Genomic DNA, 13,847 nt, shown 5'->3' on the forward strand with positions numbered 1-13,847 from the left:
ATCCAGTCATCAACTCAAATCAGACCAACCTTGCAGCCTTACGGCTGCGCCCCCTTCCTCCCCGGCATGAATGCCGAGGTTTCTCGGAGCAATGGATGAACTGGGAAATCGTCATCGGCCTGGAAACGCACACCCAGCTTTCCACCGAGGCCAAGATATTTTCGGGCAGCAGCACGCGCTTTGGCGCGGCTCCCAACACACAAGCGAACGTCGTCGATCTGGCTCTACCGGGCAGCCTGCCCGTCATGAACCTCGGCGCGGCCGAACGCGCCATCCGATTTGGGCTGGCTGTCGGCGGCACGGTCGCGCCGCGCTCGGTCTTTGCCCGTAAAAACTATTTCTATCCCGATCTGCCCAAGGGCTACCAGATCAGCCAGTACGAACTGCCTGTCGTGCTGGGAGGATCGATCTCGTTTTTCGTCGGCGAGGAAGAAAAAACAGTCAACCTGACGCGCGCCCACCTCGAAGAAGACGCCGGCAAATCGCAACACGACGATTTCACGCTGTCCAACGGCAATCCGGCCAGCGGCATCGACCTGAACCGCGCCGGCACCCCGCTGCTGGAAATCGTGACTGAGCCGGAAATGCGCTCGGCCGCCGAGGCCGTTGCCTACGCCCGCGCGTTGCACAGCCTCGTCGTCTGGCTCGGCATCTGCGATGGCAACATGCAAGAAGGCTCCTTCCGCTGCGACGCCAACGTTTCGGTCCGCCCTGTAGGCCAAAAAGAATTCGGCACCCGTACGGAAATCAAGAACGTCAACTCGTTCCGCTTTCTGGAGCGCGCGATTTTGTTCGAGGCTCGCCGCCAGATCGAGCTCATCGAGGACGGCGGCACCGTGGTTCAGGAAACCCGCCTGTACGATGCCGACCGCGACGAAACGCGCAGCATGCGCAGCAAAGAAGACGCGCACGATTACCGCTACTTCCCGGATCCGGATCTGCCGCCGCTCGTTATTTCGCCCGAATGGATCGAGCAGGTACGCAACGACATGCCCGAGCTGCCCGCCGCGCTGCGCGAGCGCTTCGTGCGCGAATATGGCCTGTCGGCCTACGATGCGGCCCAGTTGTCCGCCAGCCGCGGCTTGGCCTCCTATTTCGAGGCTGTCGCTCGGGCTCTGCCTGCCGGGCAAGCGAAGCAGGCCGCAAACTGGATCATGGGCGAGGTCTCCGCGACGCTGAACCGCGAGGAAAAAGACATTGCGGATGCACCCGTCCAGGCGCCAGCGCTCGCTGCGCTCATCGGCCGCATCATCGACGGCACGATTTCCAACAAGATCGCACGCGACGTGTTCTCTGCCATGTGGGCGGGCGAACAAGGCGGCCAGCCTGACGCCATCATCGAGGCTCGCGGCCTGAAGCAAATCAGCGACACGGGCGCAATCGGCGCCATGATCGACGAGGTGCTCAACGCCAACCCGGCCATCGTCGCGGAATACCGTGCGGGCAAACAAAAAGCCTTTAACTCGCTGGTAGGCCAGATCATGAAAGCAGCCAAGGGCAAGGCCAACCCGCAACAGGTCAACGAGCTGCTCAAGCAAAAGCTGGATAGCTAAAGCGATAGAAAAAAGCCCCCACGCCGCGCCTTCGGCTCGCTTGTCCACCTCGCGGCTGGCACGCCGCTCGGATTCGCCAGGCACGGGACAGTCCGCAGGGGACTGTCCCGTGTCCGGGCTCATCCCCAAGGGGGGCTTTTTTGCCTTGGGGCGGTCCGGCGGCAAAAAATGGGCCAGTTTGCACTGGCCCATTTTTCTTTCGATGACGGGCACAAGCCCGCCACTCATCACAGAATCCCGTATTTCGCCCGATACGCCAACACCGCGTCACGATGACTGGCAAATTGGTCGTCGTCCTGCAGCAACGTCAGAATATCGGCCAGCGACGCAATACTGACGACCGGAATACCGTAGGTTCTCGCCACCTCTTGCACGGCCGAATGCGGCGACAGCGCATCGTCCGCACCCGCGCGTTCCTGACGATCCAGCGCGATCAACACCGCCGCCGGCTCAGCTCCCGCTGCACGGATGATCTCTACCGATTCACGCACCGAGGTGCCTGCCGTGATGACGTCATCAATGATGACAACCTTGCCTTGCAGCGGGGCGCCCACCAGCGTGCCGCCCTCGCCATGATCTTTGGCTTCTTTCCGGTTAAAGGCGAATGGCACGTCGCGCCCCTGCATGCCGGCATGCCCAGCCAGGGCAACCGACGTCGCCGTCGCCAGCGGAATACCTTTGTAAGCCGGCCCGAACAGCATGTCGAACGCCACACCGGAATCCAGCAATGCCTGAGCATAAAACTGCGCCAGCTTACCCACCGATGCGCCGCTATTGAACAAGCCCGCGTTAAAGAAATAAGGGCTGATACGGCCGGACTTGACCTTGAAACTGCCAAAACGCAACACGCCCTCATCGAGAGCAAAACGGACAAAGTCGGTAGAAATAGCGGCCATGATTAGAGATTTCCAATAGGGGGATGAGCGCCTCCGAGCTCAGCGTCGCCTGGTCGACCTGCGGCGTAGTTCGAGACACCCAGGGCGGCTCGGCTTTCTTTGGCGCAGAGCAAAGCCGCTGCCGACTCCGGCACATGCCGAGAATGATTGATTTCTCAGAAGTTCGGACGCATTTTAGCGTGTCCACTGCAGCGGCAACGGCGCCATTGGCCCATGGCAAGTCGCCCTCAGTCGGTTAAAGTCCGTCTTTGGGCCGGATGGCCAACCGCTATACAGGAGTCTTCGTCGTGCTGCGTATCACCTCACTCAATCTCAACGGCATCCGATCCGCCTTTCGCAAAGGCCTACAACCCTGGATGCAGAACCACAATGCCGATATCCTCTGCCTGCAGGAAATCAAGATTGCCGATGCCGACCTGACCGAAGACCTGCGGCATCCTCCCGGGTACACCGGGCACTTTTCCCACGCTATCAAAAAGGGCTACAGCGGCGTCGGCATTTATCTGCGCAACGCGGCGGAACGCGTCACAATCGGCCTAGATTGCGAGGAATTCGACGCCGAGGGCCGTATCATCCGCGCCGACTGGAAAGATCTGTCCGTCATCAGCGCCTACCTCCCCTCCGGCTCCAGCGGAGACGAACGCCAACAAGCCAAATACCGGTTTCTGGACGTGTTCGGCCCATGGATGGACGAACTGATGAACGAGCACAAGAAGACCGGCCGCGAGTTCGTCATCTGCGGCGACTGGAATATCGCGCACAAAGAGATCGACCTGAAAAACTGGAAAGGCAATCTGAAAAACTCAGGTTTCCTGCCAGAGGAGCGCGCATGGCTGACGGAGGTCTTTGATCGGCGCGGGTTTGTCGACGTCTTTCGCACACTGGACGAGCGCCCCGATCAATACACCTGGTGGAGCAACCGCGGCCAGGCCTGGGCCAAGAACGTGGGCTGGCGTATCGATTACCAGATTGCGACGCCGGGCATCGCCGCACGCGCGCGCAACACCGCCATCTATAAAGACGAACGCTTCAGCGATCATGCGCCTCTGACGATCGACTACGACGTAACGTTGTAAAGCGCGCATAAAACCGATTGTCGGGGCCTGAAAATAAATAGGGACATATAAATAATTAAAATTGTCTGCTCCACTGTTTATCAGGCCCTGATTTGTCCCCAAGTGCCTGTATTGGCGAAAAAAATTCTGCCTACCTTCGCATCGCGATAAATGGTGACATATCAATTTACGTAGGAAAAAATATCCTGCCCAGCGTATGAAAGGCCGTTCGCAATAACTGGAACGGTCCACTCGGCACATTGCGTCCCCTATTTTCTTGGACATCCAACCCCAATATTGGCGCGGCTTTCCCGTGAATGATTCTTTTGCACGCCCCCGCTGATACCCCTACAATTGCGCACCGAGCCAGTGCCATTGCGCACTATTTTGGACCGAATCGCACCATATCCGGGCATTTATGCACCGGCCTGCGGCACCCCAGGAGACCCCTTTTGAAACTGCAAAGTCTTGACGACTTTTTGCGTCAGGTCGCTGTGCGCGACCCGCATCAGCCCGAATTCATGCAAGCCGTGCACGAAGTCATGTCCAGCTTGTGGCCCTTTATCGAGCAGCATCCGCACTACGCCGACCATGCCCTGCTCGAGCGATTGGTTGAGCCCGAGCGCGTAATCCAGTTCCGTATTTGCTGGACGGACGATCAAGGCAAGCCCCGCGTCAACCGCGGCTTTCGGGTACAGCACAGCTCGGCGATCGGTCCTTACAAGGGCGGCATGCGCTTTCACCCCTCGGTCAACCTGTCGGTATTGAAATTCCTCGGTTTCGAACAGACCCTGAAAAATGCGCTGACCACCTTGCCCATGGGCGGCGGTAAAGGCGGCTCGGACTTCGATCCCAAAGGCAAATCCGACGCCGAAGTCATGCGTTTCTGCCAGGCGCTGATCCTCGAATTGCATCGCCACCTGGGCCCGGACACCGACGTGCCCGCAGGTGACATGGGCGTGGGCGCACGCGAAGTCGGCTTCATGGCCGGCATGATGAAGAAAATCTCCAACTCGGCCGCCAGCGTCTTTACCGGCAAAGGCCTGACCTTCGGCGGCAGCCTGATCCGTCCGGAAGCCACCGGCTACGGCACGGTGTATTTCGCCGAAGAAATGCTCAAGCGCACCGGCCTGTCGTTTGACGGCCTGCGCGTTGCCGTCTCGGGATCGGGCAACGTGGCGCAATATGCCATCGAAAAAGCGATGAGCCTAGGCGCACGTGTGGTCACTGTCTCGGACTCTGACGGCACCGTCATCGACGAAGCCGGCTTCACGCACGAAAAGCTCGCCGCGCTGATGCATCTCAAGAACGACTTGCGCGGCCGCCTGGCGGAGTATGCAGGTCAATTCAAGTTGACCTACGTCGCAGGCAAGCGCCCGTGGCACGTGCCAGTCGACGTCGCTCTGCCGTGCGCGACCCAGAACGAACTCGAAATCGACGACGCGCGCACGCTGATCGCCAATGGCGTCAAATGCGTCGCCGAAGGCGCGAACATGCCGTCTACGCTGGAAGCCGCCAAGGCCTTCATCGACGCTGGCGTCCTGTACGCCCCGGGCAAAGCCAGCAACGCTGGCGGCGTAGCCGTGTCGGGCCTGGAAATGAGCCAAAACGCCATCCGCCTGTCCTGGACTCGCGACGAAGTCGATCAGCGCCTGCACTCCATCATGCGCGACATCCACGAAAACTGCGTGCGCCACGGCCAAGGCCGCGGCACCGCCGTCAACTATCTGGATGGCGCCAACATCGCCGGCTTCGTCAAAGTTGCCGACGCCATGATCCAGCAAGGCCTGTACTAAGATCCAATTCTCGTACGCAGCCCGCTAACTATGAACTGACTCCAAAGGTCGGACTGGCGTCCAACTTTTGGGGTGCAGTTCAAGCTGCGGGCTTTTTTTCGTCGGTCACATCAGGGGCGACACGCCTCTATGAAATGGTGCAGCGTGACGGCAACGACGCCGTCGATTTCACAAAACACTCGCGTACTGGGCTGCCCTTGGGCAAGGCAAGAATAAGGTCTGCGGCGTTCTGTCCTAGGCGGTTTCTGATATAAGCCGAGCCGCCCAAGTCTAATAGCTCGCGAACGCTCTCCAATCTGTCTTTCTTGACCGCAAGCAGCAACGGAGTGTCTCCCTGGTCATCTTGAGCGTTGATGATCTGCAACCATATACCTGCAAAACTCACCACGCCGAACGGGCATGTGAATTCCGCCTTCAGCGCATCTAGCTCCTCAAGCGCCGCCTGGCCTGACGCACCGTACCTGCCCCCACGCTCACGATCCCATATATAGCACTCCACAGCGTCGCGAAGCGCAACAATAATGTCGCAGCCATTACTCTCTGCCGCAAACATGATCGGAGTACGCCCCCCCACGATGGGCGGAGTATGCTGAAGATCCTCTTTAGTACGCAAATTCCACACCTCAAGAGGCAGTTTCTTCATCATCACCCTCAATGCTGCGTCTTTTCGTAGTGCCGCGGCGTGATGCAGCAACGAGTATGGCGATTGTTTGAGCCCTTTTACGATCAGCTCGCGGCTTTCCTTATCATCAAGCAACTTACTGATTGCGGCTTCGTCTTCCCGCTCCACGTAATTTTGCAAACTCGCCATCAGGCTCTGCTGACATAGGCGATCGCACCCGGAAAGAATGGGCTTCAAATAGGAGGCGGTAGTACCGAGAAAGCTAATCATTTCTTTGAAACCTCACCGTTGGCAGATCAATCTTGCAGGTCGAATCCTGGACACCAAGGAGTGCACGCCTCTATAAAATGGCACAGCCTCTCGATGCAAGCACCGAGAGTGACGGCAAAGGCAACAGGTCCCAGAGTGACGGCTGCGCCGTCGACTTCAAAAAGAAGTCACGTATTGGACCGCTGGGCGAAGCAAGAATGACGCTCCGGGCGGTATGCCCAGACCGGTTTGCGATATCAGGGTCGGCGCGCAATGTTAATAGCTGGTAGAAGCTTTCATATCTGTCTTTGTTGACAGCAAGCAGCAGCGGAGTGTTTCCCGCGTCATCTTGAGCATTGACGATCTCCCACCATATGTCAGCAGAATGGACCTTTCCAGGCGGGCATTTGAACTCTGCCCTCAGTGCATCTAGCTCCTCGAGCGATACCTGACTTGGCGAATCCCGCCTGACCGGACTCTGACGATCACATACATAGCAGCTCACACCGTAGTGAAGCTCAAAGATAATCTTGCCGTTATTGCTCTCTGCTGCAAACATGATCGGCGTACGCCCACCCATGATGGGCGGCGTATGCTCGAGATTCTCTTGAGTATGAAAATTCCACACCTCAAGAGGCAGTTTGTTCATCATTGCCATCAATGCTTTGTCTTTTCGCTGTGCCGCGGCTTGATGCAACAACGAGTATGGCGACTGTTTGAGCTCTTTAACGATCAACTCGACACTTTTCTTATCATCGAGCAAGTTATTGACTGCGACGTCGTCATCCTGCTCCACGTACTTTTCCAAATGCGCCATCAGGGCCTGCCGACGCGAGCTATCACACGCGGAAGTGCTCTCAGAAATTAGGGGCTTCAGACAGGAAGCGACAGTATCGGAAATTTTGGCCATTTTTTGAAACCTCACTGTTGAAAAAACAGTCGTGCAGAGCATCGACCGGGAGACGACTAGGCACTAGTTCAAAACCAATTTGCCAGCCAGCCTACCCATTTCTTGGCCGTAGCAACCGAAACCCGTACAAAATCGGACTGCGCTGACTACGGCCAATCACAGGGGTACGCGCCTGCATGCTGTGACGTCATCGATGTGCTCACCCGAGCGACGCTCGCCACGACTCTTTGGCGGACGAAAACAGCGACACCGCGGGAATTGGTCCGGAAATACGGCCACCGGTAGGAAGCCGGAGGATTTTGACAGCCCGGTCACTAACATCGACGCTGCTCAGAAGTCCCGAGCTCTTAACAACCTGGACCCCAACTGTGAACGCTCAATTATGACTACCATTACTGCTGTAGAACCCATTACATTCCGCGAATACCACGCACCCTCCAAGGAGCTCGAAAAAGCTCAAAACGCTGCCAAAACGTTGCGTCCAAAAATTGAAGATTTTGATATCTACGAGGACTATTCGCCCAGCAAAACATGTGCAGCCGCCGTGGTCGACAGTGCAGAAGATCCCCTGTTGGACGATTGGGTAGAGACTGAAGTCGACTTCCCAAACACGTTGAAGCTTTTCGATGGCAAAGACCCGTCGCTCGAGCAGGCATTCGACGCCCTGAACACTCTCGCCCGAAAACGCATAGCGGATCAAATCGAGCCGACTCAGACCAATGCAGAGCCGGCATCCTCCTGGCGGTCGGCATTCACCATCCCCATGGCGGGAATATATAACGCAGCGACTGGCGCGGCCCAGGTCTGGACACGAAATAATGCACCCGAATCAATCAGAAAATTCGATGCGAGTCAGCAGATGGAACGTGCCTCGGAGCTGGTTTGCCAAATCCAGGAGAAGCTGCAACGCTTGGACGAAAGTATTTGCAAGGCAAACGGCAACAAGGTAACGCCACTCGACGCTGGCCGTATTGATCCCGTCCGGCTCTCGACCTGGGACTCTCTCCAAAACTTCTCGGCGCGTACGCAAGGGGCCGTGACCGCACTTCTCGATACAACGGTAGGCGTGGCATCCGGCGTCGCCATCGGAGGCGTAGCCACGACTGGCATATTGGGGCTGGGTTTCGGTGCTGCAGCGTTGAGCGGCGGAGCCATCCTCGCTCTGAAAGAGATGCGCAGCTTGCCAGAGCGCGCCGAGAGCGTCGGCGTGCGAAACGTGCTAGACACCCGACTGCCCGATATCCAAAAGGACCTCGACGAGTTGAACGCCATCATCAGTCAAGAGGACCATCGACGAGTCATTAGCCAACGTATTATGGCGACTATTGCGTTGCGCTATGACCACTGTCGCGCGCTGGATCAAGCGATAAAGGGAGCCGAAAAGGCACTGAGAACACGTATCGCAACGGTCAGCGAACTTGAAAATGGTATGGCTGTACCTGCAGCAGCATCTCGGTCGTCACAACCCATTACTCCTCAATTAATCGCTCACGGCAACGACCCGACACGTAATGCCGTGCTCGCACAGCTCGCGCAAAAACGTGACGCGCTCTACAATTTTATCGCCTCGCTCATCCAAGGGTTCAATACGCTGAGCGCACGACTGTTGCTCACGCCTCAGGCACGCGAAGTGTATGCTAATGCCAAGGCGGACAAAAATGCCGAAGAGGTATTTAAAACTGCATACAAAACGCTGCTCCAGGACTTGTCCGACTTCAAGAACAGCACTCTCGCTCCTGGCATTGACGTGATCGCCCTTCAGAACCTGGAAAACAGCGGCACTCCAACAAAAGTAACGGATACTGCTTTACGGGCAGATATCGCTATCGGCCAAAACCTCACTCGTACGATTCTCTCATCGGGGCCGAACTTCGGCGCCGTCAAATACACAGCCAGGGCAGGCGCACAGGAACGCAGCTACGCCGTGCCTAGCAACTTGACGACGGTGCGGTCGATTGCTCGATATATCGATGCGCAGGCCATCTCGAATGTTCGAGACCTCTCCGCCGCGGCCAAGGCACCCGCGTTGTCGCAAGGCCATGACGGCTCTTATACCATTGCGGATCCAGACCGCAAACTCTACAGTTTCTTGGCCAGCGCCCCCACGGCCCGCGCTAATTTCTCGAACCCCGCCGACCTAGGATCCTCGGCAAAACTGATCGATACCGGTATCGGGCGCATGACCGTTGCCGACTACAGCAGCACTTTCCCCGGCGGCGCGAACCAAATGGAGTTCGAGACCAAACTCGACAAAAACGGCGCCAGCATCTTGACGATACGCTTTTCGAAACAGCCTGAGGAATCCCTATTCAGGTCAGAGCAAACCACGGCACTAGAGATCATCAAGAACCAGCAGAAAAAGCTGGTGACGGAACAAACACCTGCCAAAACGTCGGATTTCACTGGCATGTCTGTGGCAGAAATCCAGGCATATCTGGACAACATGACGCTTCTTTGCGATGAGCAGACGACACTGCTTCAGGAAGACCGCCGTCAGTTCGATGCCCTGAACAAATGGGAAAATCCGACATTCACGCGACACGCGTAAACTGTATAACGTAGTGCGCAACGCTGTGCATCCCCATTGGCAAAACATCGCCAATGGGGATACGTCCGCTAGTAGAGTTTGCCCCGTTGATCCCGCACGTCAATGCCAATCATCACGGTACACAAAACGCGGCATTTGCCAGTTGAACCTCAACGCCAACAATCGGAACGTCAACCCCGCCAGCAACGCGACCGGCACCACAGCGCCGAGGGCCCAGCCCAGCTTCAGCAAGCCCACATAAAGCGCACCGGTCACAATCGACACGCTCGCATACAGCTCTTTACGGAACAACAGTGGCACATCGTTGCACAGCACATCGCGCAGCACCCCACCCGCGCAGCCCGTGATCATGCCGCTGATCAACACCACGCTGGTCGACATCTCCATCTGCTGCGCGACCTGGCAGCCAATGACCGTAAACGCCACCAGCCCCACAGCATCCAGCCACAGGAATAATCGACGCAGCCGCCGCATCAGCGGCGCAATGAACGCTGTCACCAATGCCGCACCGGCTGTCATCGCCAAGTATTCCGGATGCGCCACCCACGTCAGCGGATAGTGTCCCAACAGCACATCGCGCAACGACCCGCCGCCCAGCGCCGTCACACAAGCGATGATGCATACCCCCATCCAATCCATATCGCGACGCCCGGCTGCCAGCGCGGCCGTCATCGCTTCAGCCACGATCGCGATCAGATACAAGGTATGCAACAACACGGTAGACGTCTCAACAGGCATGATTACCTCACGCACCCCACGAATAAAGCCCCGCCGCGCATCCGAGCGATGATCGCGCAGCTATCCAGGCGCACCCCGCTATTAGCCCGTCAGGCAGGTGACTCCAACGCGTCGATCACCCGGCGTTGGCGCCACAACAACACTAGCCCCGGTATCGCGATCGCCACCGTCAACAGGAAAAACCCGGGCCAACCCAGCCAATGCACCAACGGCGGCGTCAACGGACCGGCTAGGTAAATCCGCCCTACCGCCGACAACGCCGACAACAACGCAAACTGCGTCGCGGAAAACCGTTGCTGGCACAACGCCATCAGCAATGCGACGAAAGATGCCGTCCCCAGCCCACCGCACAAGTTTTCCACCCCAATGGCCGTGGCCATCAGCCAGATACTCTTTGGACTGACCGCGATCACCCAATAACCCAGATTGGAGATTGCCTGCAAAATGCCAAATGCCATCAGCGAACGATACAAACCCCATCGCGCCATCAACGAACCGCCGGCCAACGCGCCCACAATCGTCGCAAGCAGACCTAATACCTTGTTCACCGTCCCCACCTCAGTGGGATCAAACCCGGCACCGCGTATCAAAAACGTCGTAGACAACGCCCCCGCAAAGGCATCGCCCAGCTTGTACAGCACAATCAGTGTCAAGACCGTATAAGCCCCGCGCCGCGAAAAAAACTCGCGAAAAGGCTCGACCACCGCCACACCTAAAGAACGCGGTGCGCTGGCAGGTTGCTCAGGTTCGGGCGCCCAGAGCGTAGCCGCAGAACACAGCAGCATCAACACGCCCATCAGGACATACATCGGCCCCCACCCCAGCCATTGGTCTGCCAGAATCAACGCCAGTCCGCCTGACACAACCATCGCCAGCCGGTACCCCAGCACCTTGACCGCGACCCCGGCCCCTCGCTCGTCTCGACGCAGCACGTCGGTGCTATAGGCGTCAAAAACAATATCCTGCGTCGCCGACAGAAACGCCACCATCACTGCCAGCAACGCCAGGGGCAACAACGCCGACTTGGGCGACAACATCCCCATCGCCATAATGGTGATCGCCAGCAGCAACTGCGTAACCAGCATCCACCCGCGCCGGCGCCCCAAAATCGGAGGCACATAACGATCCAGCAGCGGCGCCCACAGAAACTTCAGCGTGTAGGCCGACCCCACCAGGGTCAAGAAACCGATTTGCTCGAGCGAGACCTGCTCCACTGTGGCCCACGCCTGCAGGGTGCCACCAGTCAGCGCGATCGGCAAACCGCTGGCAAACCCCAACACCAGTAACGGCGCGACCCGCCGGCTGAAATAAACATGGGATGCGACAGTAATAGGGGCTCTCCTGACAACAATGGCGCTGAAACCGCCGGATACCCGGCATATTAACCAATGGCAGTAACGTCGCGGCCAGCCCAGCGTCCGCGCCGCGCCCCCCCACGCTCTGGCCGCCTCGCGAACGCCCCGCGTCAGTCCGCCGCGTACCGATAAACCGCCAACGTACTGCGCCAACCCGGCAACACGTTGATTTCGCGCCCCTCGTGAAATGTCGCGCGCTCCAGGATCCGCAAATTCAGATCCGCGGCCAGCCGCTCAAAATCGCGCAGGGTGCACAGATGGATATTCGGCGTGTTGTACCACTGATACGGCATCTGCCCCGTCACCGGCATACGCCCGCGCAAGATCGACCACCCGTGAGGCCAGTAGCCGAAATTCGGAAACGACACGATGCCATAGCGCGCCACGCGCGCCATCTCTCGCAGAATATGTTCGGTGCGATGCATGGATTGCAGCGTCTGCGACAGCACCACCGTATCGAACTGCTTATCGTCGAACAGCGCCAGGCCGTCTTCGAGGTTCTGCTGAATGACTTCGACTCCCCGCTGCACGCAGGCGATCACATGCTGATCGTCGATTTCGACGCCTGCTCCTCGCACCCGACGCTCGTCACGCAGATACGCGAGCAACGCCCCATCGCCACACCCCAGATCCAAGACCCGGCTGCCCGGCTCGATCCAACTGGCGATGCGGACCAGGTCAGGGCGCATGCCCTGTACACGCCCAGGTTTTACCGACACGGGACTCATGCTGGCTCCTCTGTAGTCCTTCTGGACGGAGATGCGCCCGCTGTGGCAGACGAGGCGTGCAGCGGCAACGCGGCATTTTGGTCCGGCGTAGTCATCCCTAATTCCAACTCACGTGCAATACGCTCGTAATACCCTCGCACGACCGCGTGGTAGCGCGAATCGTCCAGCAAAAACGCATCGTGCCCATGCGGCGCATCGATCTCGGCATACGTAACCGGGCTGCCATTTTTGAGCAACGCGCGCACAATCTCGCGCGAACGTTCAGGCGGAAAACGCCAATCCGTCGAAAATGACACCAGCAAAAAATCTGCGGTCGCCGGCGCCAAGGCACGCGCCAAGTCACCACCCGTACTGCGGGCCGGATCAAAATAATCCAACGCACGCGTAATCAGCAGATAGGTATTCGCGTCGAAATAGCGAGAGAATTTTTCGCCCTGATACCGCAAATACGACTCGACCTCGAACTCTACGTCATAGCCATAGCGATATGCACCGCCCTCGGCCGGCTCACGCTGGGTGCGGCCGAATTTCTCGGCCATGTCGTCATCCGACAAATAGGTAATATGCCCTATCATCCGTGCGACAGACAGCCCGCGCCGAGGCACCGTATGCTGGGCGTAATAATCGCCGCCATGGAAATCGGGGTCCGTGATAATGGCGCGCCGCGCCACCTCGTTAAAGCCGATATTCTGAGCCGACAAGCGCGGCGTACTGGCCACCACGATGCAATGCGCCACGCGATCGGGGCACGTAATTGCCCAACTGAGGGCCTGCATCCCCCCTAGAGACCCGCCCATCACGGCAGCAAAACGCTCGATCCCGAAATAATCTGCCAAACGGGCTTGGGCATGGACCCAATCCTCGACCGTCAGCACGGGAAATGCCGCCCCCCAGGGCTGCCCGGTCTCGGGATTGATACTGGCCGGCCCGGTAGACCCGAAACACGAACCGAGATTATTCACCCCGATCACAAAAAAAACGTTCGTATCCAGCGGCTTGCCGGGCCCAACCATGTTGTCCCACCAGCCGATATCCTTGGGATTGTCATGAGCGACGCCCGCCACGTGATGCGAAGCGTTCAAGGCGTGGCACACCAACACCGCATTGGTGCGCTGCGCGTTTAACGTGCCATAGGTCTCGACCGCCAGTTCATAGGATGGCAGCGATTGACCACTGGCCAGTGGCAACGGCTCGTCGAAACGGATGAATTGCGGAGTCACCATGCCTACCGAACCAGGCGCGGGCTCAGCGGATGACGGAATGGAACCGGGGGCAATCCCCTCGGCGGAATGCAAGGCAGGAGCGGTCATACGGACCTCTTTAGCTGGATTTATAGAGGCGCCCGCAAGCGGATCAGGCAAATCGGCGCCGGTTTGAAGCAGAGATTCTAGCACTCT

The 13,847-nt window shown here is 58.2% G+C and carries 11 protein-coding genes and 1 riboswitch; of the genes, 4 read left to right on the forward strand and 7 right to left on the reverse strand.

The window, feature by feature from the left end:
* Positions 1 to 95: 95 nt before the first annotated feature.
* Positions 96 to 1,553, forward strand: a complete 1,458-nt coding sequence (gene gatB / locus CAL20_RS24145; protein WP_094839249.1) for an Asp-tRNA(Asn)/Glu-tRNA(Gln) amidotransferase subunit GatB — start codon at positions 96 to 98, stop codon at positions 1,551 to 1,553.
* 227 nt (positions 1,554 to 1,780) lie between these two features.
* Here gatB and pyrE read toward each other — a convergent pair whose 3' ends face one another.
* Positions 1,781 to 2,449 (reverse strand): orotate phosphoribosyltransferase, encoded by a 669-nt coding sequence (pyrE, locus tag CAL20_RS24150; protein WP_094823636.1) that lies wholly within the window; start codon positions 2,447 to 2,449, stop codon positions 1,781 to 1,783.
* 287 nt (positions 2,450 to 2,736) lie between these two features.
* On the opposite strand from pyrE, the gene CAL20_RS24155 reads away from it, so the two are divergent.
* Positions 2,737 to 3,525, forward strand: coding sequence for an exodeoxyribonuclease III (locus CAL20_RS24155; protein WP_094823637.1), 789 nt, complete (start codon positions 2,737 to 2,739; stop codon positions 3,523 to 3,525).
* A gap of 431 nt (positions 3,526 to 3,956) precedes the next feature.
* Entirely contained in the window at positions 3,957 to 5,300 is a 1,344-nt protein-coding gene (gdhA, locus tag CAL20_RS24160) for an NADP-specific glutamate dehydrogenase (protein WP_094823638.1), read from the forward strand.
* 127 nt (positions 5,301 to 5,427) lie between these two features.
* On the opposite strand, the gene CAL20_RS24165 is transcribed toward gdhA, so the two are convergent.
* Together CAL20_RS24165 and CAL20_RS24170 are read right to left on the reverse strand one after the other, a co-directional pair.
* The gene (locus tag CAL20_RS24165) at positions 5,428 to 6,111 is read right to left on the reverse strand and encodes an ankyrin repeat domain-containing protein (protein WP_094823639.1); all 684 of its coding nucleotides are present in this window, start codon (positions 6,109 to 6,111) and stop codon (positions 5,428 to 5,430) included.
* Positions 6,112 to 6,262: 151 nt separating this feature from the next.
* The gene (locus CAL20_RS24170; protein WP_143277099.1) at positions 6,263 to 7,081 is read right to left on the reverse strand and encodes a hypothetical protein; all 819 of its coding nucleotides are present in this window, start codon (positions 7,079 to 7,081) and stop codon (positions 6,263 to 6,265) included.
* Positions 7,082 to 7,463: 382 nt separating this feature from the next.
* Between CAL20_RS24170 and CAL20_RS24175 the strand changes: the two genes are divergently transcribed.
* Entirely contained in the window at positions 7,464 to 9,629 is a 2,166-nt protein-coding gene (locus CAL20_RS24175) for a hypothetical protein (RefSeq protein ID WP_094839251.1), read from the forward strand.
* A 99-nt stretch (positions 9,630 to 9,728) separates the two neighbouring features.
* On the opposite strand, the gene CAL20_RS24180 is transcribed toward CAL20_RS24175, so the two are convergent.
* The 4 genes from CAL20_RS24180 to metX form a co-directional block, all read right to left on the reverse strand.
* Positions 9,729 to 10,301 (reverse strand): trimeric intracellular cation channel family protein, encoded by a 573-nt coding sequence (locus tag CAL20_RS24180; RefSeq protein ID WP_373558321.1) that lies wholly within the window; start codon positions 10,299 to 10,301, stop codon positions 9,729 to 9,731.
* A 155-nt stretch (positions 10,302 to 10,456) separates the two neighbouring features.
* The gene (locus CAL20_RS24185; protein WP_094823762.1) at positions 10,457 to 11,698 is read right to left on the reverse strand and encodes a muropeptide transporter; all 1,242 of its coding nucleotides are present in this window, start codon (positions 11,696 to 11,698) and stop codon (positions 10,457 to 10,459) included.
* A 134-nt stretch (positions 11,699 to 11,832) separates the two neighbouring features.
* The gene (gene metW / locus CAL20_RS24190) at positions 11,833 to 12,450 is read right to left on the reverse strand and encodes a methionine biosynthesis protein MetW (protein ID WP_176456608.1); all 618 of its coding nucleotides are present in this window, start codon (positions 12,448 to 12,450) and stop codon (positions 11,833 to 11,835) included.
* Positions 12,447 to 13,760, reverse strand: coding sequence for a homoserine O-succinyltransferase MetX (gene metX, locus CAL20_RS24195; RefSeq protein ID WP_254924404.1), 1,314 nt, complete (start codon positions 13,758 to 13,760; stop codon positions 12,447 to 12,449). Before metX ends, metW begins: the two co-directional genes overlap by 4 nt.
* Positions 13,750 to 13,829: riboswitch (SAM riboswitch) on the reverse strand. It overlaps the preceding gene by 11 nt.
* Positions 13,830 to 13,847 lie beyond the last annotated feature (18 nt).

The organism is Bordetella genomosp. 4, assembly GCF_002261185.1.
In the GTDB taxonomy this organism is placed as follows: domain Bacteria; phylum Pseudomonadota; class Gammaproteobacteria; order Burkholderiales; family Burkholderiaceae_B; genus Bordetella_A.